This is a genomic window from Nocardia sp. NBC_01503 (genome assembly GCF_036327755.1).
Taxonomy (GTDB): Bacteria; Actinomycetota; Actinomycetes; order Mycobacteriales; family Mycobacteriaceae; genus Nocardia.
This window is the reverse complement of sequence record NZ_CP109596.1, coordinates 7,102,460-7,126,440: the sequence shown is the minus strand read 5'-3', so window position 1 is coordinate 7,126,440 and position 23,981 is coordinate 7,102,460. Positions and strand designations below refer to the sequence as shown.

The following is a 23,981-nucleotide window of genomic DNA, read 5'->3' as shown; positions in this document are numbered from 1 at the left end:
AAAAGCCTTTCGTGCGATCAGAGAGTTCTGCTATTACGGCTGGCAGGCGGCGCGCGCCATACCGAGAATGGTGCAGGCGCCGGAGTCGGCGAGCTTCCAGGTGCCGTCCACGTACTGGAAGGACATCGGCACATCGGGCATGGTGCCGTGCGGGGAGACCACCGAAACCTTGGCCTCGGCCTTATCGCCGGTCGTCTTGATCTCGCCCACGGTGAACGACACCGCGTAATGCGCGAGCCCCTGATTCATGGTGTCGATGAGCGCGATCCGCTTATCCCCGTCGACCACCAATTTCGCCTTGTCCGCAGCGGGTTCGGCCGGATCGGCGAAGGCGGTCAAAATGCCCTGGAGCTGCTCGGCTGTGGGCGCGGGTGCGACGGCCGCGGCGGTCACGCCGACCGAAGTGCTGGCGGTCGTCTCGGCCGAGTTCTTGTCATCCGAGCCGCAGCCAGCCAAAGTGGCGGTAACGGCCAGGGCTGCCGCAACGGTAGCCACGGAAACACGAAGCGTCCGCGAGGCGTTGCGCATACCAGAAGTTCGACTGGTGGGAAGGAGCATCAACGGCAGCCTTTCGGATCGGCCGGCGATTAACTCGCCGGAAATATGTTAGGGCAGGCTAACATGTTCGTCCGGTCCGTCGGCCGCAGCCTAGATGTGATCACGACGAAACCATGTCGGAAAGCGAGAACGGTTATCGCCCGGTAGCGTTGATAGACCGGGACTGGGAGGAGCAGCATCATGAGCCCCAACGAACATTCGGATTCGGCAGCCTGGAGGGAACTCGAGGCGGTACGTGCCGAGGCGGCTGCACTCCGGAGGCAACTCGCCGACTCGCCGGATCGCTCACGGGAATTGGAAGCGCGCGTAGATTCGCTGACGATTCGCAACACCAAACTCATGGACACTCTCAAGGAAGCGCGCCAGCAGCTTGTCGCGCTACGCGAGGAAGTGGACCGCCTCGGTCAACCACCGAGCGGTTACGGCGTTCTGCTTGGTGTATATGACGATCAGACGGTCGACGTCTTCACCTCAGGACGCAAGATGCGCTTGACGTGCTCGCCGAATATCGACACCTCCACCCTCATCTACGGTCAAACCGTGCGTCTCAATGAGGCACTGACCGTCGTCGAGGCTGGTCGTTTCGACCAAATCGGTGAAATCGGCACGCTGCGCGAAATTCTCGACGACGGACGTCGAGCTCTGGTGGTCGGCCATGCCGACGAGGAGCGAGTGGTGTGGCTCTCGGGTCCGCTCTCCGCGCTCGTCGACGTGGACGATATGGAGGATCCGGATCGCCCCATTCGCAAACTGCGCCCGGGTGATTCGCTGCTGGTCGACACCAAGGCCGGCTTCGCCTTCGAGCGGATTCCCAAGGCCGAGGTCGAAGACCTCGTGCTCGAGGAAGTCCCCGATGTCGACTACCACGACATCGGTGGCCTCTCGCGCCAGATCGAGCAGATCCGCGATGCGGTGGAACTGCCGTTCCTGCACAAGGATCTGTTCCGCGAGTACGCGCTGCGGCCGCCCAAGGGTGTGCTGCTCTACGGTCCCCCCGGTTGCGGTAAGACGTTGATCGCCAAGGCCGTTGCCAATTCGCTCGCCAAGAAGATCGCCGAGGCGCGCGGTGAGGATGCCAAGGAAGCCAAGTCGTTCTTCCTGAACATCAAGGGCCCGGAGCTGCTGAACAAGTTCGTCGGTGAGACCGAGCGTCATATTCGGATCATCTTCCAGCGGGCTCGTGAGAAGGCCTCCGAGGGCACTCCCGTGATCGTGTTCTTCGACGAGATGGATTCGATCTTCCGCACCCGTGGTTCGGGTGTCTCCTCCGATGTGGAGACAACCGTTGTGCCGCAGCTGCTCTCGGAGATCGACGGCGTCGAGGGCCTGGAGAACGTCATCGTCATCGGCGCCTCCAACCGCGAGGATATGATCGACCCGGCCATCCTGCGGCCCGGCCGCCTGGACGTGAAGATCAAGATCGAGCGGCCCGATGCCGAAGCGGCACAGGACATCTTCTCGAAGTACCTCACCGAGACGCTGCCCCTGCACGCGGACGATCTCGCCGAATTCGACGGTGAGCGCGCCAAGTGCGTGAAGGCCATGATCGAGCGGGTCGTGGATCGCATGTACGCCGAGAGCGAGGACAACCGCTTCCTGGAGGTCACCTACGCCAATGGTGACAAGGAAGTCCTGTACTTCAAGGACTTCAACTCCGGCGCCATGATCCAGAACATCGTGGACCGGTCCAAGAAGTACGCCATCAAGTCGGTGCTCGAGTCGGGCAATCCCGGTCTGCGCATTCAGCATCTCTACGACTCCATCGTGGACGAGTTCGCTGAGAACGAGGACCTGCCCAACACCACGAACCCGGATGACTGGGCTCGTATCTCGGGCAAGAAGGGCGAGCGGATCGTGTACATCCGCACGCTGGTGACGGGCAAGAACGCCTCCGCCAGCCGGGCCATCGACACCGAGTCGAATACCGGCCAGTACCTGTAGGTTCGCAAACGAAAGGCCGCGCTCCCCTTGGGAGCGCGGCCTTTTCGTGTCCCGGCATCCGTCATCCCGGTGCGCCGAACTGCCCGTCATCCCAGCATGCTTGTGGCCGGGATCCGGCCTGCTCGGTGGATTCAGCCCTGTGCGGCCGCGTCGAGTTCGGCGAGGATCTCGCGCAGGGTTTCGCGGCGTTCGGGGGAGAGGTTGGCGAACAGGTCCCGCGCGGCCTGAACGCGCGCATCGGCCATACGGGCCAGGAGCGCGTGCCCCGCTTCGGTGAGGCTGACCAGAATCGCGCGCCGATTGGCCGGATCGGGGGTGCGGGTGAGCAGGCTCGCGGATTCCAGGGCGTCCACGACGGTGGTGGCCGAGCGCGGCACGATGCCCAGGCGTTCGGCGAGATCGGACATGCGCAGCGGTTCGCCCGCGCGGGCCAGGGTCCGCAGCGCGCGGGCGCGCGCGGGTGTCAGGCCGAGCGGTTCGAGGTTGGCCATCTGGGCGTGCCGGATGCGCTTGGCGGTGCGTAGATACAGGTCGGGCAGGTCGCCGTCGGTCGCCTTCTCCATATCGCTGAGCATAGCTCACTGTTGTATGGAATAATTGTGAGTCTAGCTCAGTTATTGGGAGCGATTGTCTGTGGAAGGAGGCGCCTATGGCCGCCCGATCCGAACTTCGCCGGATACTCCGGCTGTTCCACCCGTATCGTTCCCGGCTCGCCCTGGTGGGTGCGCTGGTCGCCCTGTCCTCGATCGTGGGACTGGCCTCACCCTTCATGGTGCGCGGCGTCATCGACGACGCCCTGCCGCACGGACGGACCGGACTGTTGACGCTGCTGGCGCTCGGCATGATCGCGGTCGCCACGCTCACCGCCGTCTTCGGCGTCTTCCAGACCTACCTGTCGACCGCGGTCGGCCAGGAGGTCATGCATGATCTGCGCACCGCGGTCTACGCGCGGCTGCAATCCATGCCGCTCTCGTTCTTCACCGCGACCCGCACCGGTGAGGTGCAGTCGCGGATCGCCAATGACATCGGCGGTATGCAGTCCACGGTCACCTCGACCGCGACCTCGCTGATCTCCAACTTCACCTCGGTGCTCGCGGCCGTGATCGCCATGTTCGCCCTCGACTGGCGACTGACCCTGGTCTCGCTGCTCATGCTGCCGTTCTTCGTCTGGATCTCGCGCCGGGTCGGTTCCGAGCGCCGCCGCATCACCGGGCAGCGCCAGAAGCAGCTCGCCGGAATGTCCGCGATCGTCGAGGAGTCGCTCTCGGTGAGCGGAATCCTGTTGGGCCGCACCATGGGCCGGTCTCCGGCGCTGGTCGACGATTTCTCGAAGGAGTCACGTGGCCTGGTGGACTTGGAGATTCGCTCCAATATGGCCGGGCGCTGGCGGCAGTCGACCATCGCCATCGTCATGGCGGCCATGCCCGCGGTCGTCTACTGGGCGGCCGGATCGACCGTCGCCGCAGGACATCCGCTGGTCTCCATCGGCACCCTGGTCGCCTTCACGACCTTGCAGGCCGGGCTGTTGCGTCCCGCGGTCATGCTGCTCTCGACCGGTGTCGAGGTGCAGAGCTCGATGGCGCTGTTCGGCCGGATCTTCGAATACCTGGATCTGCGACCCGATATCGCCGAACCCGAACATCCCGTGCCACTGCCCGCCGAGGGTGTCACCGGTGCGGTGCGCTTCGACCATGTCGGCTTCGCCTACGACCCCGCCGGCCGGAATGTGCTGCACGACATCGATATCAGCGTCCCCGCGGGCACCAGCCTGGCGATCGTCGGTGAAACCGGTTCGGGTAAAACGACTCTCGGCTACCTCGCCGCGCGGTTGTACGACGCGAGCTCGGGCAGCATCACCGTCGACGGAATCGACGTGCGCGACTTGAGCTTCGCGGACCTGTCCGCCACGGTCGGGGTCGTCTCGCAGGAGACGTATCTGTTCCACGCCTCGGTGGCCGAGAACCTGCGCTTCGCCAAACCCGATGCGACGGACGAGGAACTGAACGCCGCCGCCCGCGCCGCCCAGATCCACGAGCATATCGCCGGACTCCCCGACGGCTACGACACCAAGGTCGGCGAACGCGGCTACCGCTTCTCCGGCGGCGAGAAACAGCGCCTGGCCGTGGCCCGGGCCATCCTGCGCAACCCGCCGATCCTGGTACTGGACGAGGCCACCAGTGCACTCGACACCCGCACCGAACGCGAGGTCCAAGCCGCCATCGACGCCCTGTCGCAAGGCCGCACCACCATCACCATCGCCCACCGCCTCTCGACCATCCGCAACGCCGATCAGATCGTGGTGCTGGACCGCGGCCGCGTGGTCGAACGCGGCACCCATGCGGAACTGCTGTCCCGCAACGGCTTCTACGCCGACCTGCTCGCCCGCGACGAGGTCCTCGCCGTGGCATGACCGGCACAGAAAAGGGCGCGCTCCGAAATCGGAGCGCGCCCTCGTCGTCCGTGCGAACTACCCGATGCCCGGAATGAACCCCGGGAACACGTAATGGCTGGCCCCGCCGCCCGGTGCGGCGGATCCGGTGAACGACGGGAAGTTGAACGGCAACGCGACCAACTTATGCGGATTCCCCTCCGCGTCGGCCTGCCAGCACCCGGTCGACACGCCATGGAACCCGGTGCACACAATGCGAGTACCGGTCCCATACGGCGAGGTCAGCCGCGGGCTGGTGTCGAGCGGATTCCAGTACCCGAGATCGGTGGGCGTCAGAAAGTTCTTGGTCTCGGTCACATAGATCGGACTGTTCGGCTGCTGCTCCGGCCACTCATCGGCAGCGGCCACCCCGGTCGCGACCGCGAAGGCGGTACCGGTGATGGCGGCCGTGGCGGCGAGGCGGGTAATACTCCGAGCAACTGTCTTCATAACCCCTCCATCGAACGTCGTGTGTCATACAGCGTCGCAGAGATCATCGATTCCCGATCATGGCGCTGTTACGTGAGTTATGACCTACCGACTCGATCGTGTTGTGTGGGTCACGCGGGATGGTGGCCGCCGCTTGGCGGCCACCATCCCGCGCCGCAGTGCCTTATCTATTCCATTGCCCGGCTTGCTCGTCCATCTGCCGTTGGTTGGTCGAGCCGTTCTGTACGGCACCGCCGATCCTGCACAGCGAGGGCTGAACGACGCACGGATCGACCGGTGGATTTGGATCGGCCTGAGCGGCACCGGCCCCGAGGACGGCCGCAGCGGTTCCCGCGATGACTCCCGCCGCAATCTTCATCTTGAAATTCATGCCCACCCTGCTTTCATGAGAATGAAAATGCCAGTGCGCCAATGTGATTCCCGCCCCGACATCTACGCCTGGCCATCGTATCGAACCTCCTGGATGGCGCAGCCCGTTTTCCGCTGCCGATCAGGGACGGCGTATGCGGCGGTAGGTGGGCGCTGCGGTGGCCGCGGTGGCGAGATGGGTTGCTATTTCAGGGATATCGGAAGGTTGGACGGCGGCGATGGTCAGACGAAGATGGTCGGTGTAAGGGTGTTCGGTTACCTCGAACGGCGCGCTCGGGGCAGCCTTGATGCCGACGGCGGCCAGGGAGATCATGGCAGCGTGTTCGTCGGCCACCGGGAGCCACAGGTTGATGCCGTCGCCTGGGGGAATGGTTATGCCGTGGTGGGTCAGAGACTTCCGGAGGGTGGTTGCGCGGGTTCGGTAGGTGTGGCGGGCGGTGGCGACGGTGTGGCGGGCGGTTTCGTCGGCGAGCATGTGGAGCAGGACGCGTTGGAGGAGGCGGCTGGTCCAACCGGGGCCCAGCATTCGGCGTTCGATGACCGGGTCGAGGAAGGTAGCGGGCCCGCCCACTACTGCCAGGCGGAGGTCGGCACCGTGGGATTTGGAGTAGGAGCGGATGTGGACTGTCTGGCGCGGGAGGCGGCTGCCCAAGGAACGCAGGGGTGTGTGGGCTATGCCGTCCGAGTGGTCGTCTTCGATGATCAGGAGTGTGGGGTCCGTGATGGCGTCGGTGAGTGCGCGCACGCGCCTGGTGGAAAGTGAAGCGCCGGTGGGGTTTTGGGCGCGGGGCTGGAGTAGCAGTGCTGTAGGAGAGTGAGTGGTGAGGGCGTGGGTCAGTTCGGTGGGGAGCAGACCGGATTCGTCCATGGCCACCGGGACGGGGCGGGCGCCGATGCGTGACAGGAGGTCCAGGAAGGGTGGGAAGCAGGGGTTTTCGACGAGTACGGCGTCACCCAGGCGGACGTGGGCGGAGAGGAGGCGGTCTACCGCGTCCAGGGCGCCGTCCAGGACGGTGAAGCGTTCGGCGCGCATGGGCCAGTCTGCTCGGACGGTGGCCTCGAGTTCGGGCAGCACGGGTTCGCCGAGGTAGGTGGCGGAGAGGTCGTCGATGGCGTTCTCCCCGCCCAGGGCGCGCAGGGCCGAGGTGAGATCGGGGAGCAGGGCGGGGTCGGGGACGCCGCGGGAGAGGTCGATGCGGAAGTTGTTGTCGGACTGGGAGTGCAGGCGCTGGTAGCGGCCCGCGGCGGTGATGGGGGGTGGTTGCGGGGGTGTGCCGACGAAGGTTCCGGCGCGGCCGCGGGCGACTATCGCCCCGGCGGCGGCCAGGGCGCGCCAGGCTTGGTTGACCGTGGCGGGGGAGACCTTCAGGACGCGGGAGACCTCGCGGACCGTCGGCAGGCGGGTGCCCGGCGGCAGGGCGCCGGAGCGGATACGGCGGCTGACGGCGGCGGCTATGCCCGCGGCGGTACGGTCGTGCACCCCTGACAGCAGGTCGGCGGCGTCGGGACCGGCCGGGATCGCCGTGGCGCTGGGAGCGCTATCGGGGACGACCGGGCCGAGTTCCGTTGTCACGCTTTCATTCTGCGATGGCGCATGCGTCGGGAACGGTGTCGTCCCCAGGATTTACGGTCACGAAACTGTTTCCGTCAACTTGTAACACAACGAAATTCGTTTCAGGTGCAGTATCACAAAGTATGGCAATCGTTCGAGCTGCGCTGGTCCAGACGAACTGGACCGGCGACAAAGAGTCCATGATCAAAGCGCATGAGGACTATGCGCGGCAGGCCGCTGCGGCCGGGGCGAAGGTGATCTGCTTCCAGGAGCTGTTCTACGGGCCGTATTTCTGCCAGGTCCAGGACGCCGAATACTACGAATACGCCGAATCCGTACCCGGACCCACGGTGGACCGGTTCGCCGCGCTGGCGCGCGAACTGGGCATGGTGATGGTGCTGCCGGTGTACGAGCAGGAGCAGTCCGGACTGCTGTACAACACCGCCGCGGTGATCGACGCGGACGGTAGTTACCTCGGCAAATACCGCAAGCATCACATTCCGCAGGTCAAGGGCTTCTGGGAGAAGTTCTACTTCCGGCCCGGAAACTCCGGCTGGCCGGTCTTCGACACCGCCGTCGGCAAGGTCGGCGTCTACATCTGTTATGACCGGCACTTCCCCGAGGGCTGGCGCGCACTGGGCCTGGCGGGCGCGGAGATCGTCTTCAATCCCTCGGCGACCTCGCGTGGTCTCTCGAGTTACCTGTGGAAGCTGGAGCAGCCCGCCTCCGCGGTCGCCAACGAGTATTACATCGGCGCGATCAACCGGGTCGGCATCGAGGAGCTCGGCGATGACGATTTCTACGGGACCAGCTACTTCGTCGATCCCGAGGGCAAATTCGTCGGGGAGGTCGCCTCGGACACCAGCCCGGAGCTGGTGGTGCGCGATCTCGATATGGATCTGATCAAGACGGTGCGCGATCGCTGGGCGTTCTATCGCGATCGCCGCCCGGACGCCTACGGACCGCTGGTGAACCCCTGATGCGCACCTTCATTCACGGCGGAACGGTGGTGTCGCCCACCGGATCCCAGCTGCTCGACGTCCTCATCGACGGGGAAACCATTGCGGCGGTGGTGCAACCGGGTAGCACCGCACTCGGTGCGGACCTGGCCGCGGCCGCCGATACGGTAATCGACGCCACCGGTAAGTACGTGATTCCCGGCGGCGTGGACTCGCACACCCATATGCAGATGCCGTTCGGCGGCACCGAAGCCTCGGACACCTTCGAGACCGGAACCCGGGCGGCGGCCTGGGGTGGCACCACCACGATCGTCGACTTCGCCATTCAGAAACCCGGTGAGCGCGTACAGGATTCGCTGGCGCTGTGGCATCAGAAGGCCGCCGGGAAATGCGCCATCGACTACGGATTCCATCAGATCGTCGGTGAGGTCAATGCCGAATCTCTCAAGGGCATGGCCGAATTGGTCTCCGAGGGCGTCACCAGCTTCAAACTCTTCATGGCGTATCCGGGCGTCTTCTACTCCGATGACGGGCAGATCCTGCGCGCCATGCAGACCGCCGGTGATCTGGGCGCGGTGCTGATGATGCACGCGGAGAACGGAATCGCCATCGACGTACTCGTCGAGCAGGCGGTCCAGCGCGGCGACACCGCACCGTATTTCCATGGGACGAGCAGGCCCTGGCAGCTCGAGGAGGAAGCCACCCACCGCGCCATCATGCTGGCGAACGTGACGGGCGCTCCGCTGTACGTCGTGCATGTCTCGGCGAAGCAGGCCCTGGAGCAGATCGCGACCGCACGCGGTAGGGGCCAGAACGTCTTCGGTGAGACCTGCCCGCAGTACCTGTACCTCTCCCTCGAAGAACAGTTGGGCGCACCGGGTTTCGAGGGCGCGAAATGGGTGTGCTCGACCCCGCTGCGCTCGCGCGAGGAAGGGCATCAGGACGAGCTGTGGCGGTACATCCGCACCGGTGATGTCGCCAATGTCGCCACCGACCACTGCCCCTTCTGTATGAAGGGCCAGAAAGAGCTGGGGCTGGGCGATTTCAGCAAGATCCCCAATGGCATCGGCGGCGTCGAACACCGCATGGATCTGATGTTCCAGGGCGTCAAGGATGGCCGCATCTCCCTGGAGAAGTGGGTGGAGATCTGCTGCACCACCCCCGCGCGCATGTTCGGTATGTACCCGCGCAAGGGCATCATCAGCCCCGGCGCGGACGCGGATGTGGTCATCTACGACCCGAACGGGCACACCAGCATCGGGCTCGGCAAAACCCATCACATGAATATGGATTACTCCGCCTACGAGGGCTTCGAGATCGACGGGCACGTGGACACCGTGCTCTCGCGCGGCCGGGTGATCATCGACGGCGGGGAGTACCGGGGCAGTACCGGGCACGGCCGATTCGTGAAACGCGCACTGTCACAGAACCTCATCTGAGTCGAACGGAGAGCTCCGCATGGATATCGGTGTGGTCCTGCAATGCACGCCGCCCGCCTCCCGGGTCGTGGAATTGGCGAGAGTGGCCGAGACACACGGCTTCTCGCACGTGTGGACGTTCGACTCACATCTGCTGTGGCAGGAGCCGTACGTCATCTACAGCCAAATCCTGGCCGTCACCCGGAAAGTCGTGGTCGGACCCATGGTGACCAATCCGGCCACCCGGGATTGGACGGTCACCGCCTCGACCTTCGCCACGCTCAACGAGATGTACGGCAATCGCACCATCTGCGGTATCGGACGCGGCGATTCGGCCGTGCGGACCCTCGGCGGGCGGCCCGCCAATCTGGCGACACTGCGCGAATCCATCGGTGTCATCCGGGAACTCGGCAATGGCCGGGCGGTCACCATCGGGGATACGGCGGTGCGATTGCCGTGGGCGGGCGATTCGCGACTGCCGGTATGGGTGGCCGGATACGGTCCGCGCGCCTTGGATCTCACCGGTGAGGTGGCGGATGGCTTCATTCTCCAGCTCGCCGACCCCGATATCACCGCGTGGACCATTGCCCGGGTGCGTGCTGCCGCCGAGCGCGCCGGACGTGACCCGAAGGATGTGACCATCTGTGTCGCCGCACCCGCGTACATCACCGATGGCAGCGAGGCGGGACTGAAACACGCACGCGAACAATGCCGTTGGTTCGGCGGCATGGTCGGTAACCACGTCGCCGATATCGTCGCCAAATACGGTGCCGACAGCGAGGTTCCGGCCGCGCTCACCGAATACATCGCGGGCCGACAGGGTTACGACTACAACCAGCACGGCCGGGCCGGAAACACGCACGCGGACTTCGTCCCCGACGCCATCGTCGATCGGTTCTGCATTCTGGGCACGCCCGATGAGCACCTGGTGCGGCTGCGGGAACTCGAAGCGCTCGGCGTGGATCAGTTCGCGGTCTACCTGCAGCACGACGCCAAGACCTCCACCCTCGAGGCCTACGGCGAATCGGTGCTGCCGCGGTTGGCGCACCCGGTCACCGCGACGGCGAGCGCGATATGAAAACCGATGTGGCGGCACGAGATTCGCCGACCTCGCGGACCCGGGAGTCGCGCGGGCGGTTGTTCGAAGCGAGAGATCGACTATGACGGACTCGACGACAGTGGCGGCTACCGGGCTCGTGCCCGAACCCGCGGCGGTGCTGCGGCCGCCGCGCGTGAAGTCCCCGTCCGGGCGCGGATCGATGGTGCGCGGGCTCGGCTATCCGATCGCCGCCTTCGGATTGCTGCTCGCGGTATGGGAATTGGTCAAGGTGCTGGTGCCCGCCAACGGCATCAGCATCGGAGATCAACGCATTCTGCCGCGCACCACCGATGGCGCGCTGCCGCACGTGTGGGCGGTGGTTACCGTGCTGGGGGAGAAGGACGGCAAGCGCACCGTCGGCGCGACACTGCTGCATACCGCCGGATTCACACTCGGGCTGGCACTCTCGGCGCTCGTGCTCGGCACCATCGTCGGGGTGGCCCTCGCGGTGCTCATGCAGCGGTTCTCCTTCGTGGAGCGCGGGCTACTGCCGTATGTGATCGTCTCCCAGACGGTGCCGTTGATCGCGCTGGCGCCGCTGGTGGCGGGTTGGGGTGGGCGCATCCACATCGGCGGACAGCCCTGGAAGCCGTGGATGAGCATCGTGGTGATCGCCGCGTACCTGGTGTTCTTCCCGGTCGCCATCGGCATGCTGCGCGGATTGCAGTCGCCCGCAAAGGCTTCCGTGGAACTGCTGCACAGTTGTGCGGCCGGATGGTGGGGCACCCTGCTGCATCTGCGACTGCCCGCCGCGGTCCCGCATCTGCTGCCCGCGCTGCGGCTGGGCGCGGCCGCCTCGGTGATCGGCGCGGTGGTCGCCGAGATCTCCACCGGCACGGCGGGCGGGATCGGCCGCCAGATCATCGTCTTCTCCCAGCAGTCCACCGGTAATGCGGCCCGGCTGTATGCGGCGGTATTCGCGGCGGCGCTGCTCGGGGTGGTGCTCACCGCGCTGGTGGGGCTGGCCGAGTTCGCCCTGCGCCGTTACAGCAGACCCGGCCATTCGTCAGGAGGTACCCGTTGACCGTCGAGACATCCCTGTCCGAAGAACCCTCGGCCACAGCGGAATCCGTGCCCGCCGTCGAATTGAGCACGGTGGGGAAGATCTTCACCGCCGGATCGGTCACCGCGCTCGAGGAGGTGAGCCTGACCGTCGCCGCAGGCGAATTCGTCTCCCTCATCGGACCTTCCGGATGCGGTAAATCCACCCTGCTGCGCATAGTCGCCGATCTGGAACAACCGAGTTCGGGAACCGTTGTGGTGCACGGCAAGACCGCGCACAAGGCCCGTCTCGACCAGGACTACGGCATCGCCTTCCAGCAGGCCGGGCTCCTGGACTGGCGGACCGTGCAGGAGAACGTCGAACTCCCACTCCAATTGCACGGCATCGGAAAACGCGAACGCCGCGCCCGCAGCGCCGAACTCCTGGAGATCACCGGCCTCACCGACTTCGCCCGCCGCTATCCGGGCGAACTCTCCGGCGGTATGCAGCAGCGCGTGGCCATCGCCCGCGCGCTGGCCCGGAAACCACCGCTGCTGCTGATGGACGAACCCTTCGGCGCACTCGATGAGATGACCCGCGAGCGCATGCAGGGCGAACTCCTGCGCATCGCCGAAGAGACCGGGGCCGCGGTCATTTTCGTGACGCACTCGATCCCCGAAGCCGTCTTCCTCTCCGACCGGGTCGTGGTCATGACACCGCGCCCGGGCCGCATCACCGCGGTGCTGGACACCGGCGGCTGGGATCGCACCGCCGAGACCGATGTGCGCTCCAGTGACGCCTTCTTCGCCTCGGTCGCCGCGGTGCGCGCCGCTCTGCATCAGGGGCATGGCACCGACCCGAATGAGACCGCGGGACGGGATATCCGGTGAAGCGACTGATCTCGACCGGCCTGCCGCCGGTGCTCTTCGGCGTGGGTATGCTGGTGCTCTGGCAGGTGCTCACCGTCGCGGCGGGCGTGCCCTCCTTCCTGCTGCCCGCACCGACGGCGATCGCCGATGCGTTCACCGGCAATCTCGATGCCATCACCAAGGCGGCCCTGGCCACCGGAACCAATGCGCTCATAGGGCTTTTCGTGGGCGCCTTGCTCGGCATCGCCGCGGCCATGGTGGCCGTGCGGTTCGAAGTGGTCGGCGGGCTACTCGGCGCACTGTCCGCCGGTGCGGCCGCCATCCCCATCGTGGCCCTGGCGCCGCTGCTGAACTCCATGTACTCCACCACGACCGACCTGCCCCGCCGCCTGGTCGCCGCGATCGTGGTCTTCTTCCCCGTATTCGTCAGCACCGCGAAGGGATTGCGTCAGGTCCCGCGCGTGCAGCACGACCTGATGACCGCGTACGCCGCCACCGGCTGGCAGATCACCCGCACCGTGCGGCTGCCCGCGGCGCTCCCGCACCTGTTCACCGGCCTGCGCATCGCCGCACCGGGCGCGGTGATCGCCGCCATCATCGCCGAGTACTTCGGCGGTCTACAGCACGGCCTCGGTAGCCGCATCACCTCCGCCGCGGCCAATACCGCCTATCCACGCGCCTGGGCCTATGTCGTCGCCGCCATGATCCTGGGCCTGATCTTCCTGGCCGCCGTTCTGCTGCTGGAACAGCTCACCCGCCGACCCCGCACCACCCTCTGGAGATCCACATGAGAAGCACCACACACAAATACCGCCTTCGGGCCTGTCTGGCCGTCGCGGCGCTGGGCCTGGCGGCGCTGACGGCATGCAGCACCACCGACAGCACCACCACCTCCGACGGCCTGACCAAGGTGAAGTTGCAGTTGCAGTGGTTCAAACAGGGCCAGTTCGCCGGGTATCTCGCCGCCGTCGACCAGGGCTTCTACAAGGAGCAGGGCCTGGACGTCGAAATCCTGGACGGCGGAACCGATATCGTGCCGCAGACCGTGCTGGCACAGGGGCAGGCCGATTACGCCATCGCCTGGGTGCCCAAGGCACTCGCCTCGCGTGAGGCCGGGGCGGGTATCACCGATGTGGCGCAGATCTTCCAGCGCTCGGGCACCAAACAGGTCTCGTTCAAGACCGCGGGCATCAACGGCCCGGGCGATCTGCGCGGTAAGAAGGTCGGAAACTGGGGCTACGGCAATGAATTCGAGCTCTTCGCCGGGATGACCAAGTCGGGTATCGACCCGGCCAAGGACGTCAAACTGGTGCAGCAGCAGTTCGATATGAACGCCTTCCTCGCACACGATATCGATGCCGCGCAGGCGATGTCGTACAACGAGTACGCGCAGCTGCTCGAGGTGAAGAATCCGGCGACCGGAAAGCTGTACACCGCTGACGATTTCGCCACCATCGACTGGAACGACCAGGGCGTGGCCATGCTCCAGGACGCCATCTGGGCCAATACCGAGAAGTTGACGGACAGCAAGTACGCCGATCAGACGGTGAAGTTCATCGCCGCCTCGCTCAAGGGCTGGGCGTTCTGCCGTGACAATGTCGACAAGTGCCGCGATATCACCGTGGCGGCGGGATCGACCCTGGGCGCGAGTCATCAGCAGTGGCAGATCACCGAGATCAACAAGCTCATCTGGCCCTCGCCCAATGGCGTCGGGATGATGGACAAGGCCGCCTGGGATCGCACCGTCACCATCGCCAAGTCCACCAAGAATCAAGAGGGCGCGACCGTACTCACCAAGGATCCCGACAAGGACGCGTACACCACCGAATACGCCACCAAGGCGCTGGATCTGCTCGAATCGCAGGGTGTGGATGTGACCGGCGGTGGCTATACCGCCCAGCCCGTGGCCCTCGCCGAGGGCGGAAAATAACCCGCTCACCAGCAGTAACCGTGCCCGCTACGCCTCGCGTAGCGGGCACCCCTGTTTTCGGGGCTTCCTCTTTCCTGTCCGCATGGCATAAAATTTGGCCGTGCGGTCAGAAAATGAGCCAGGCGATCAGCCGAGATCGTTCATCGAGGAGGCGCGACGGCGGCAGATCATCGCCGCGGCCGTCGAGGTGATCTCCGAGATCGGTTACGGCAATGCCTCACTGGCGCGGATCGCCGCGCACGCCGGAATCTCGAAGGGTGTCATCTCCTACCACTTCGACGGCAAGGACGACCTGATGCGACAGCTGGTCATCCAGCTGTACGTCTCCGGGGCGGAGTACATGACCCCGGTCATCACCGCGGTCGAGGGCTGGCGCGGCAAGGTGCTGGCCTATATCGAATCCAATCTGGACTTCATCGACGCCAATAAACGCTATGTGACCGCCATGACCGATGTGGTGCTCAATCTGCGTGACGCCGAGGGCAAATCGGTCTTCGCCACCCCCGAGGGTGCGGACGAGATTCTCATCCCGCTCGCCGACATGCTGCGAGAAGGTCAGCGCGAGGGCGTCTTCGGAGAGTTCGATGCCGTGCTCATGGCCAAGTCCATTCGCGACGCCATCGACGGTATCGCCGGAAGGGCCATCAGTGAACCGGATTTCGACGTGCGCGTCTACGCGGCACATGTCTGCCGCATCTTCGATTTGGCAACGGGTAAACAGGGGGAGAAGTGACACGAACGTTCGATACCGCGGCCGTGCGGCAGGAAACACCGCGTGAGCTACCGCCGTTCGCGCTCGGCTGGGTGCTGGGCATCGCGGCGGTCGGTGCGATCGCGTTACTGGCCACGCTCGGCCAGTACGGATTCTTCGGCGACGAACTGTACTTCGTCTCGGCGGGGCACCGGCTCTCGGTCGGCTACGCCGATCAGGGGCCGCTGGTCCCCGCCATCGCCTGGTTCATGGATCTGCTCGCACCGGGATCGATGGTGGCGCTGCGACTTCCGTCGGTGCTGGTGACCGTGGCCGCCATGGTGCTCAGCGCGCTCATCGCCCGGGAGTTCGGCGGTTCGCGCGCCGCGCAGGTACTCACCGCGATCGCCTACGCGACCTCGCCGTTCCTGCTGGTGCAGGGAATACAGTTGTCCACGAACTCGATCGACACCGCGCTGTGGGTGCTGATCAGCTGGCTGGTCATTCGGTGGGTGCGCACGCGGCGGGACGCGCTGCTGCTGTGGGCGGCCGCGGTGACCGCGCTCGATCTGCAGGTGAAGTGGCTGGTGCCGTTCCTGTGGGCGGCCATCGCCATCGGCGTGCTCTGTTACGGTCCGCGTGAAATGCTGCGCCGTCCCGCGCTATGGGCCGGTGCCGCAGGGGTTTTCGTCACCATGCTGCCCACCCTGATCTGGCAGGCCCGGCACGGCTGGCCGCAGCTCGGGATGGGCGCTCAGGTGGCGGCCGAACAGGACAGCATCGGCGGACGGCTCATGTTCGTGCCGATGGCGCTGGCCTCGGCCGGGGTGATCGGCACGATCCTGCTGCTGGGTGGTGTCTGGGCGTTGCTGCGTATGCCGCAGCTTCGGCCCTACCGGTTCCTCGGATTGGTTCCGGTCCTGCTGACCATCGCGTTCGTAATCACCGATGGCCGAGCGTATTACGTGGTCGGCTGCTACGGCGCGGTGATGGCGGCCGGTGCGGTATTCGCCACCCGCAAGGCGCAGGGGTGGCGGCGCTGGGTGGGCGGTGTGCTCGTACTGGTCTCGGTGGTATTGGTGGCCGCGGCGCTGCCGTTGCAGCCGGAGTCCGAGGTGCGACCCGCCGCATCGGAGAGCGCCGCGTGGCAGCAGCTCAGCGTGTACGGGCGGTTCGGGTGGGAAGATCTGGCGCAGGCCACCGAGCAGGCGTATCTGGCGCTGCCCGCCGCCGAGCGTGCGAACGCCGTGGTGATCACCGACTCCTATTGGCAGGCAAGCGCATTGGATCTCGATCGCGCCGAACACGGCCTGCCGCCGATCTACAGCCCCAACCGTGGCTTCGGCTACTTCGGCACGCCGCCGGATGCCGCCACCACCGTGATCTGGGTCGGTGGTGACGGCAGCGAACCCCGCGAGCACTGCGCCGAGGTCACCGCCGTGGGTAGAGCCGATGCGCGACTGGGCATTCCGGGTGTCACCCGGGATATCACGCTGTGGCGCTGTGACCACCCGCGCGCACCGTGGTCGCGCGAGTGGCCGAATATGTTGCGCCTGGGGTGAACTCGATCCCGCTCAGCCCTGTGACGTGGTCACCATGTTCAGGCTGACGTCCGCGGCCGGGGTGCCGTCGCCGGAACCGTCCTGGACTCCGGCGGCGGCAATGTTCTGCAACACGTCGAGGCCGCCGGTGATCCTGCCGAACGGGGTGTAGTTCGGGGGCAGCTGGGAGTCCTTGTACACCAGGAAGAACTGGCTGCCATTGGTGTTCGGCCCGGCATTGGCCATGGCCACGGTGCCCGCGGGATACGCCGCGCCCGCGAGGTTCTCATCGCCGAACTTGTAGCCCGGACCGCCGGTGCCCTTCGCGGTCGGATCACCGCACTGCAGTACGAAGATGCCCTGCGTGGTCAGCCGGTGGCATTTGGTGTTGTCGAAATACTGCTGCCCGGACAGGAATACGAACGAGTTCACCGTGTGCGGTGCGCGCGCGGCATCGAGAGCGATGGTGATGTCGCCGCAATTGCTCTCCAGAGTTGCGGTGTACGCGGCATTGGTATCGATGGTCATCGCCGGTTCGCCCTGCCACTGCAGACCATTGGGCTGGGCGGTCGAGGAGTTGGCGCAGCCCGGCGCGGTCTCGAGCCGCGGGGCCGGGGTGGCCTGGGCGCGACCGGTGACCAGCACGGCGACCGCGACGGTCACGCCGAGCATGCCGATCCGCCGTAGCGCCTTGCGGTCGAGGCGGATTCGGCGCGGCCGGGCGGTATCGCCATCGATGGTGTGCGCGTGCGGTTCGATATTCACCGGCGGGGGTCTCCTTCATTCGAGGATTGCGCTCTGGATCGCATATTGATCAAACTATGCGGTCGGCATCATTCCATCTCTCGACCGCGCGCGGAGCGGGTTGACCGGACCGGGCCGAGCGGACGCGCCGATATCACTCCCATTCGCCGGGTTCTCGCTGCTAACGTTCGCGCCCATGAAGGTTCAACTGCGGCATCAACCGTCGTCGACCATTGCGCGCTGCTTCCTCGCGGGCGGTGAGCCCATGCGGGTCGAGAGTGGTGCCATGGTGGCGCACTCCGCCGGAGTCACCTTGGCAGCCAAGGCCGAGGGCGGCATCATCGCCGGGCTCAAGCGTTCGGTGCTCGCGGGCGAATCCTTCTTCGTCTCCACCTTCACCGCGCCGCCCGCCGGCGGCTGGGTCGATGTGGCACCCGCGCTGCCCGGAGATATGTTGGCGCTGACCATTACCCAGGATCGGCCGTACTTCATCAGCCGCGGCGGCTGGATCGCGAACTCGCACGGGGTGACCGTCGAGGCCAAATGGGGTGGCCTGGCGAATCTCTTCGGCGGTGAGGGTGGTTTCGGCCTGCGCGCCCACGGTGACGGTGAGGTGGTGCTCGGCGTCTTCGGGGCCATCGACGTCATCGACCTGGCCCCCGGCGAACCGGTCACCATCGACACCGGCCACGTCGTCGCCTACGACCTGGCGATGAACTTCACCATCCGCCGCGCCGTCTCCGGCCGTTCCCTGCAATCGCTCAAATCCGGCGAAGGCTTCGTCTTCGACTTCGTCGGCCCCGGCCGCGTCCTGCTCCAAACCCGCAATCCGGGCGCCTTCGCCGCCTGGGCCGGTTCGTCAGCCTCCTCCGGCTAGACGTTATGACGTACATCACTTTTCTGTCGATCTCGCATAACCGCAGTTGGAACAAGTTCTACTAGTTCCGCCCGTCGACGGGCTGGGATTTTCCCCCCGAAAATCCCTCCCCAATAAAGTGAATCGTGCATGATTCACAAGTCGACATGTCATTTCATAGATGAGGAGTAGCGCGTGTCCGGATCCGCCTCGGATTTCCTGTCTCAGGTACTGATCAAGACCCTCCAGGGCCTGTTCACCGGTAGCACCGGCCAGTAACTGCAAGACGCGGAAACGCAAACGGCCCATTTCGATCGCGCGGGATCGAAATGGGCCGTCCTCGTTTCCGGGGCAGCTCGACTCAGCGGTCGAAGGCGGCGAAGTCGATGTCGAGCGGGTAGGGCTCGCTGACTGTGAGCCGGTCGCGGTACTCGCCGGTCCTGACGTACGAGCCGGTCGCTCGATCGAGGGCGAAGGTGGTGACCGTCGGCCGAAAACCCTTGTCCTGGTCGATGATCCAGAAGTGCCGGATGCCCGCCTGGGCGTACTTCAGGGGCTTGATCTCGCGGTCGCGCTCCTCGGACTCCTCCGAGATCACCTCACCCACGAGGACTACTTCCCACGGGTCGTAGTAGGTCCGGTCGGGGTCGGGCGGGGATGTCACGAGCAGGATGTCTGGTTCGGGTCGGTTTCTGGTGTCGATGCGCACGCTCATCTCGCTGTCGGCATGGCAGCCCGGTGGGAGCTGCGACTCCAACGCCGAGTGGAGGGTGCGAACAGCGTGGGCGTGGAAGGACCGCTGGGCAGCGTTCACGATCAGGTCTCCGTGCAGCAGCTCGAGGTGTCGGGGTGCTTCGGGAGGCAGGCGATCGAGATCCTCGGCTCGCCATCCACCTCGCGGCGGCCGGAACCACTCCGGGATCGGCTCTTCGCGGGGTGACGCTGTCATGCGAATGTCCTCTCGGCCGGTGTCGGTTCCAGGGTAATCGCTTGCTTCGGAATCGAATCTCAGCGCAGCAGGTGGGGGATGAGGGTGCGGGTGTCGGGGACGAAGGGCCAGTTCGGGTCGGACAGGTGGGCGCGGAGTTCGGCGTCGGTCCACCACCAGGCGTCGGCCACCTCTTCGGGTTGGTGGCGGAAGGGGCCGTCGGAGCGGACTTCGTAGGCGAAGAGGTGGCAGCGCATGGGTTTTCCGGCCCATTCGCCATCCCAGGAGGTGGTGATCAGGTGGGTGGGGTGCGGGTCGGTGGGGCCGATGGCGATGCCCAACTCCTCGCCCAGTTCGCGGATCGCGGCTTCGGCGGGATCCTCGCCCGGATCGAGGACGCCGCCCGCCAGGCAGTCGTGCATGCCCGCGAAGACCGCTTTGGTATCGGTGCGGCGGTGGACGTAGACGCGGGTGCCGTCCAGGGAGCGGACCAGGACGCCCGCGCTGGCATGCCAGAGGCCCTCGGCGTAGACGATGGCGCGTTCCTCCGCGCCGATCTCCTTGCCGGCGGCGTCGTACACCGCGATCATCTCGGACATGGCGCTCCCTTCGATGCCGCCGCGGGATCCGGCGGGCCTGTGGTGCAGATTAGCGAGCGGGCGGTATCCACATTCGGACGGATTCGGTGACGGGGGCGTAGCCTCTGGGGCGCAAACGTTTTCGTCAGAGAGGACGAGACCATGCCGCTGCCGCAGACACTCGCGCGAATCAATCGCCGGGTCAGCAATCCAGTGCTCGGTGTAATGGCCAGGATCGCACCGGGATTCGGGATCGTGATTCATACGGGGCGTAAATCGGGGCGGGTGTATCGATCACCGGTCATGGTGTTCCAGCGCGATGGCGGGTACCGGATCGCGCTCACCTATGGGCGAAATGTGGACTGGCTCAAAAATATTCGGGCCGCGGGGCGGTTCGAGTTCGAGACCCGGGGGCGCACCGTCACGCTCACCGATCCGACGGTGGGGCATGACGCTTCGGCGGGGTGGGCGCCACCGGGGGTCCGGCAGGTGCTGACGGCACTGTCCGCGGAGTATTACGTGCAGGCCCGTCGCGCGTAGGGGAGCGGCTCAGCGCGGGCCGCGGGGGTGATCGGCGGGCGCTCGGTGTTTCGTGTGCGGACGGGCCGACGGCGAAGCTGTAGATTTGCTGGCGACCGTATTGATCAGGCCGCGCAGTACCTCGCCGGGCAGGAGCACGCTGTTGACCGATGTGGTGGATGGTTCGGCCCAGTCGAGTTCTCCCGGGCGGCACCGGGCGGAACCGGATCGCCCGGCGGTGGCGTGGAAGGCCGTCGCGGCGGTCGCCCTCTCGGCTGCTGTGGTGTTGCTGCTCTCCGCGACCCGGTACGGCTACTTCGGCGACGAGCTGTACTTCCTGGCGGCGGGGCGACGGCCCTCATTCGGGTACGCGGATCAGGGGCCGGTATTGCCGCTGCTGGCGCGGCTGATGGACACCATCGCGCCCGGCTCGTACTTCGTGCTGCGATTGCCCGCGGTGGCATTGACCGTCACCGCGATCATCCTGTGCGCCTTGCTCGCCCGCGAATTCGGTGGTGACGCCTGGGCGCAGGTGCTCGCCGCCCTCGGCTACGCCACCTCCCCGTTCCTGCTGCTCCAGGGCACCATGCTCACCACGAACGCGGTCGATACCGCGCTGTGGGTGATCATCACCTGGCTGGTGGTGCGCTGGGTGCGCACCCGCAATGACTGGCTGCTGCTGGCCGCCGCACTGGTCACCGCGGTCGATATGCAGGTCAAATGGCTGATCCCCTTCTTCTGGCTGGCGGCCGCCGCGAGCAGTCTGGTCTTCGGACCGCGCGAACTGGTGCGCCGCCCGCTGCTGTGGCTCGGCGGCGCGATCGTGGTGATCACGACGGTGCCGGAGTTGCTGTGGCAGGCCCATCACGACTGGCCGCAGCTCGAGATGGGCCGCGTCATCGGCGCCGAGCAGGGGATTCTGGGCGGGCGGCTCATGTTCGTGCCCATGTCGGTGAGCCTGGCCGGATTCCTGGGCGCACTCCTGCTGCTGTGGGGTGTCTGGGTGCTGCTTGCATGGGAGTCGTTGCGGCCCTACCGTTTTCTCGGCGCGACCCTCATCCTGCTGTATCTGGCCTTCCTGATCACCGGCGGGCGCATCTACTACGCGGCCGGAATGTACGGCGTGCTGATCGCGGCGGGCGCGGTCGGCGTGGTCGCCACCGCCGAGCGCATGCGCACCGATCTGCGGCGGGCGCTCATTGCCGTCATCACGGTATTATCTTTGGGCGCAACGGCTTTCGTGCTGTATTCGACCCCGTGGCGATCCGCCGATCAGGTGCGTCCACCCGCCGATGACGCCGAGGCCGCCATCAATATCGGCGTCTACGGCTCATTCGGCTGGCATGAACTCACCGATGAGGTGGAGCGCGTCTACAACGGGCTCACCCCGCAGGAGCGATCCAAGGCCGTCATCCTCGCCGACACCTACTGGCAGGCAAGCGCATTGGATGAACTCGGCCGCGATCAGCTCCCGCCCATCTACAGCCCGAGCCGTGGCTTCGGTTACTTCGGCGCCCCACCGGACGATGCCACCGCGGTCATCGCCGTCGGCGGCTACGAAGCGTTCATGCACTATCAGTTCGAGCATGTGGAGCCGGTCGGAAAGGTGAATACCCGGATCGGATTCTCCGGCAATACCCAGGATGTGACGATCTGGAAATGCGGCGGGCTCAAGAATTCATGGTCACAGGTGTGGCCGAATCTGATGCATCTGTAACCGGCCGCCGCATACCCTCCCCGAGATGGAAACGCTCCAGCGCCTGCGCGAATCCCGGTAGGGCCGTGGATAATTCGTCCCGCAGCGGCCCCTCGGTACCCAGCTGCGCCAATACGCCGACGGTCGCCAGAATGGCGCGCCCGATCGGCGTGTACTCCGGTGGTGAGGTGAGCTGCCTGCCCACATTCGACAGACTGGGTTCGATGGACCGGCGGACCTGCTCACGCAGCCAGGGTTTGGTCAGCCGAATGGTGTGCGGGAAGAACATTTCCCGAATGGGTTCGGCCACGGCGCGCAGCGCCACGATATCGAAGTCCTGGCCGTCGGCAATGAACCCGTGCCTGCGCATCGCCGCCTCGACATCGGCGTCCACGCCGTTGAAGGCGGCATCGGCGAGATCACCGACGACCTCGGGAAACCCGATCGGAAAGACCGGGCAGGCGCCGAAATCCACCACACCCAGGCGGCCGTCCCGCAGCACCCGGAAGTTCCCCGGATGTGGATCGGAGTAGAGCATTCCGGTGCGCACCGAGCTGGACATCACGAATCGCAGGACCAGCAGCCCGATTCGATCCTTCTCCTGCTGTGCGCCGGTGGCGATGACGCGGGAGAGTGGGATCCCGTCGAGCCACTCGCTGACCAGGACATCACCCTCCTGATGCACGATGCCGGGTACCACGAAATCCGGATCGTCGGCGTAGGCGTCCGCGAAGACGCGCTGTGTCTCGGCCTCTTTCGCGTAGTCGAGCTCATCGCTGATGCAGTCGGCGAAGGCGTCGGCGAGCGCACGGGTATCCGCGCCGGGCGCGAAGACGGTGGCCAGCGGCGCGAGCCGGCGAATCTGCTCGAGATCGGAGTGCACCGATTCGCGTGCACCGGGGTACATGAGCTTGACCGCCACCGCCCGCCCGTCCTCCCAAACCGCGCGATGCACCTGGCCCACCGAGGCGGCCGCGCTGGAGCGAAGAGCGAAGTCGCAGAAGCGATCCCGCCACTCCGGCCCCATGTTCGCGGCCATGGCGGCCGATACCGCGCCGGGGAGCATGGCAGGGGCGGAGTCCTGTAGACGGCTCAACGCCTCCTGATAGGGCTCGCTCAACTCCGGCGGCAGTGCGAGTTCGTAGAGTGCGAGCAGCTGACCGAATTTGGTCGCGCAGCCCTTGAGCTCACCCAGCACCTCGAACATATGCTGCGCGGTGCGGGCCTGGATATCGATCTCCACCCCGTGTCTGGGCTGTCCCATGGCGCGGCGGCCGAGTCCGCCCGCACGACGTGCCGCATACGCCACCGGCAGTGTGACGATCTTGGCATTGCGCACCGCCGCACGCGTCGGCGGTTGTCCGGTCGCCTCCGGATCGCTGCGGCGGCGCAGTCGGCGGAGACCGCCCTGGCGCGGTTCGAGCATCGAGGACCTCCCAAGATCGGGTGTCTCAGTGTGTCATGCGGCCGATCGCCACGGGTAGGCATACCGGGCATGGGATTTGATCGACAGCTGCCCGGAATGGCGATTCCGGCAGCCGTTTTCAGTAGTCGCAGCGGCGAAGTAGATAATTGTCTGAGCCAGGCCGCGCTCGGCCATGAGTGTGCCGAAGGCGCGGGAGTCGTGGACGACGCCGAACAGGTTGATATCCAGCACCCGTTTGAAGCTCTCGCCGGGGGTGCGCGGGAACGGCGCAGCCTGGGCGGCGCCCGCGTTGTTGACCAGTACGTCGGGGACGCCGTGTAGCGCGGCCACCTGATCGGCGTGCGCCCGCACGGCGGCCTCATCCGATACATCGAGGGCGTAAGGGTATGCGGTGCCGTCGAATTCGGCGATCAGCGCCACTGCTGCCTCTTCTGTCTCAGGCAGGTT

At 66.0% G+C, this 23,981-nt stretch carries 24 protein-coding genes; 14 read left to right on the top strand and 10 right to left on the bottom strand.

Annotated features, from left to right (window positions below):
* Positions 1 to 33: 33 nt before the first annotated feature.
* Positions 34 to 495: a hypothetical protein gene (locus OHB26_RS32680; protein WP_330181104.1), complete on the bottom strand. Its 462-nt coding sequence runs from the start codon at positions 493 to 495 to the stop codon at positions 34 to 36.
* Positions 496 to 738: 243 nt separating this feature from the next.
* Here OHB26_RS32680 and arc point away from each other — a divergent pair, with 243 nt between their 5' ends.
* On the top strand, positions 739 to 2,499 hold the full coding sequence (gene arc, locus OHB26_RS32675; RefSeq protein ID WP_067562790.1) for a proteasome ATPase: 1,761 nt from the start codon (positions 739 to 741) through the stop codon (positions 2,497 to 2,499).
* A 131-nt stretch (positions 2,500 to 2,630) separates the two neighbouring features.
* Here arc and OHB26_RS32670 read toward each other — a convergent pair whose 3' ends face one another.
* Positions 2,631 to 3,062: a MarR family winged helix-turn-helix transcriptional regulator gene (locus OHB26_RS32670; protein ID WP_330181103.1), complete on the bottom strand. Its 432-nt coding sequence runs from the start codon at positions 3,060 to 3,062 to the stop codon at positions 2,631 to 2,633.
* 86 nt (positions 3,063 to 3,148) lie between these two features.
* On the opposite strand from OHB26_RS32670, the gene OHB26_RS32665 reads away from it, so the two are divergent.
* A complete protein-coding gene (locus OHB26_RS32665; RefSeq protein WP_330181102.1) occupies positions 3,149 to 4,909 on the top strand; it encodes an ABC transporter ATP-binding protein in 1,761 nt (586 codons plus the stop codon).
* A 57-nt stretch (positions 4,910 to 4,966) separates the two neighbouring features.
* On the opposite strand, the gene OHB26_RS32660 is transcribed toward OHB26_RS32665, so the two are convergent.
* The 3 genes from OHB26_RS32660 to OHB26_RS32650 all read right to left on the bottom strand — a co-directional run bounded on the left by OHB26_RS32660 (position 4,967) and on the right by OHB26_RS32650 (position 7,319).
* Positions 4,967 to 5,377 carry a hypothetical protein gene (locus OHB26_RS32660; RefSeq protein WP_330181101.1) on the bottom strand — a complete coding sequence of 137 codons (411 nt, stop codon included), beginning with the start codon at positions 5,375 to 5,377 and terminating at the stop codon, positions 4,967 to 4,969.
* Between the two features lie 163 nt (positions 5,378 to 5,540).
* On the bottom strand, positions 5,541 to 5,747 hold the full coding sequence (locus OHB26_RS32655) for a hypothetical protein (RefSeq protein WP_330181100.1): 207 nt from the start codon (positions 5,745 to 5,747) through the stop codon (positions 5,541 to 5,543).
* A 120-nt stretch (positions 5,748 to 5,867) separates the two neighbouring features.
* Positions 5,868 to 7,319, bottom strand: a complete 1,452-nt coding sequence (locus tag OHB26_RS32650; protein WP_330181099.1) for an aminotransferase-like domain-containing protein — start codon at positions 7,317 to 7,319, stop codon at positions 5,868 to 5,870.
* Between the two features lie 122 nt (positions 7,320 to 7,441).
* Here OHB26_RS32650 and OHB26_RS32645 point away from each other — a divergent pair, with 122 nt between their 5' ends.
* From OHB26_RS32645 to OHB26_RS32605, 9 genes are all read left to right on the top strand, one after another.
* A complete protein-coding gene (locus OHB26_RS32645; RefSeq protein ID WP_330181098.1) occupies positions 7,442 to 8,278 on the top strand; it encodes a nitrilase-related carbon-nitrogen hydrolase in 837 nt (278 codons plus the stop codon).
* The gene (gene hydA / locus OHB26_RS32640) at positions 8,278 to 9,696 is read left to right on the top strand and encodes a dihydropyrimidinase (protein ID WP_442942773.1); all 1,419 of its coding nucleotides are present in this window, start codon (positions 8,278 to 8,280) and stop codon (positions 9,694 to 9,696) included. Before OHB26_RS32645 ends, hydA begins: the two co-directional genes overlap by 1 nt.
* Positions 9,697 to 9,715: 19 nt before the next feature.
* Entirely contained in the window at positions 9,716 to 10,753 is a 1,038-nt protein-coding gene (locus tag OHB26_RS32635) for a TIGR03842 family LLM class F420-dependent oxidoreductase (protein ID WP_330181097.1), read from the top strand.
* A gap of 82 nt (positions 10,754 to 10,835) precedes the next feature.
* Positions 10,836 to 11,798, top strand: coding sequence for an ABC transporter permease (locus OHB26_RS32630; protein ID WP_330181096.1), 963 nt, complete (start codon positions 10,836 to 10,838; stop codon positions 11,796 to 11,798).
* On the top strand, positions 11,795 to 12,646 hold the full coding sequence (locus OHB26_RS32625) for an ABC transporter ATP-binding protein (RefSeq protein WP_330181095.1): 852 nt from the start codon (positions 11,795 to 11,797) through the stop codon (positions 12,644 to 12,646). The genes OHB26_RS32630 and OHB26_RS32625 overlap by 4 nt, the downstream gene beginning before the upstream one ends.
* Complete coding sequence (locus OHB26_RS32620; RefSeq protein ID WP_330181094.1) at positions 12,643 to 13,416, top strand: ABC transporter permease; 774 nt, start codon at positions 12,643 to 12,645, stop codon at positions 13,414 to 13,416. The genes OHB26_RS32625 and OHB26_RS32620 overlap by 4 nt, the downstream gene beginning before the upstream one ends.
* On the top strand, positions 13,413 to 14,555 hold the full coding sequence (locus tag OHB26_RS32615) for an ABC transporter substrate-binding protein (protein ID WP_330181093.1): 1,143 nt from the start codon (positions 13,413 to 13,415) through the stop codon (positions 14,553 to 14,555). The genes OHB26_RS32620 and OHB26_RS32615 overlap by 4 nt, the downstream gene beginning before the upstream one ends.
* 100 nt (positions 14,556 to 14,655) lie before the next feature.
* Positions 14,656 to 15,288: a TetR/AcrR family transcriptional regulator gene (locus tag OHB26_RS32610; protein WP_330181092.1), complete on the top strand. Its 633-nt coding sequence runs from the start codon at positions 14,656 to 14,658 to the stop codon at positions 15,286 to 15,288.
* Positions 15,285 to 16,808, top strand: a complete 1,524-nt coding sequence (locus tag OHB26_RS32605) for an ArnT family glycosyltransferase (protein ID WP_330181091.1) — start codon at positions 15,285 to 15,287, stop codon at positions 16,806 to 16,808. Before OHB26_RS32610 ends, OHB26_RS32605 begins: the two co-directional genes overlap by 4 nt.
* Before the next feature lie 12 nt (positions 16,809 to 16,820).
* Here the strand turns inward: OHB26_RS32605 and OHB26_RS32600 are convergent, their stop codons facing one another.
* Complete coding sequence (locus OHB26_RS32600) at positions 16,821 to 17,552, bottom strand: peptidylprolyl isomerase (protein ID WP_330181090.1); 732 nt, start codon at positions 17,550 to 17,552, stop codon at positions 16,821 to 16,823.
* Positions 17,553 to 17,727: 175 nt separating this feature from the next.
* Between OHB26_RS32600 and OHB26_RS32595 the strand changes: the two genes are divergently transcribed.
* Positions 17,728 to 18,408 (top strand): TIGR00266 family protein, encoded by a 681-nt coding sequence (locus OHB26_RS32595; RefSeq protein WP_330181089.1) that lies wholly within the window; start codon positions 17,728 to 17,730, stop codon positions 18,406 to 18,408.
* A gap of 340 nt (positions 18,409 to 18,748) precedes the next feature.
* On the opposite strand, the gene OHB26_RS32590 is transcribed toward OHB26_RS32595, so the two are convergent.
* Both OHB26_RS32590 and OHB26_RS32585 read right to left on the bottom strand, forming a co-directional pair.
* On the bottom strand, positions 18,749 to 19,336 hold the full coding sequence (locus tag OHB26_RS32590) for a Uma2 family endonuclease (RefSeq protein ID WP_330181088.1): 588 nt from the start codon (positions 19,334 to 19,336) through the stop codon (positions 18,749 to 18,751).
* Positions 19,337 to 19,395: 59 nt separating this feature from the next.
* Positions 19,396 to 19,914, bottom strand: a complete 519-nt coding sequence (locus OHB26_RS32585) for an NUDIX hydrolase (protein ID WP_330181087.1) — start codon at positions 19,912 to 19,914, stop codon at positions 19,396 to 19,398.
* A 141-nt stretch (positions 19,915 to 20,055) separates the two neighbouring features.
* Here OHB26_RS32585 and OHB26_RS32580 point away from each other — a divergent pair, with 141 nt between their 5' ends.
* Together OHB26_RS32580 and OHB26_RS32575 are read left to right on the top strand one after the other, a co-directional pair.
* Complete coding sequence (locus OHB26_RS32580; protein ID WP_330181086.1) at positions 20,056 to 20,433, top strand: nitroreductase family deazaflavin-dependent oxidoreductase; 378 nt, start codon at positions 20,056 to 20,058, stop codon at positions 20,431 to 20,433.
* A 151-nt stretch (positions 20,434 to 20,584) separates the two neighbouring features.
* Positions 20,585 to 22,129: a glycosyltransferase family 39 protein gene (locus OHB26_RS32575; RefSeq protein WP_330185850.1), complete on the top strand. Its 1,545-nt coding sequence runs from the start codon at positions 20,585 to 20,587 to the stop codon at positions 22,127 to 22,129.
* Here OHB26_RS32575 and OHB26_RS32570 read toward each other — a convergent pair.
* Both OHB26_RS32570 and OHB26_RS32565 read right to left on the bottom strand, forming a co-directional pair.
* The gene (locus tag OHB26_RS32570) at positions 22,083 to 23,534 is read right to left on the bottom strand and encodes an ABC1 kinase family protein (protein WP_330181085.1); all 1,452 of its coding nucleotides are present in this window, start codon (positions 23,532 to 23,534) and stop codon (positions 22,083 to 22,085) included. The genes OHB26_RS32575 and OHB26_RS32570 overlap by 47 nt on opposite strands.
* Before the next feature lie 33 nt (positions 23,535 to 23,567).
* The gene (locus OHB26_RS32565) at positions 23,568 to 23,978 is read right to left on the bottom strand and encodes an SDR family oxidoreductase (RefSeq protein ID WP_442943054.1); all 411 of its coding nucleotides are present in this window, start codon (positions 23,976 to 23,978) and stop codon (positions 23,568 to 23,570) included.
* Between the last annotated feature and the right edge of the window lie 3 nt (positions 23,979 to 23,981).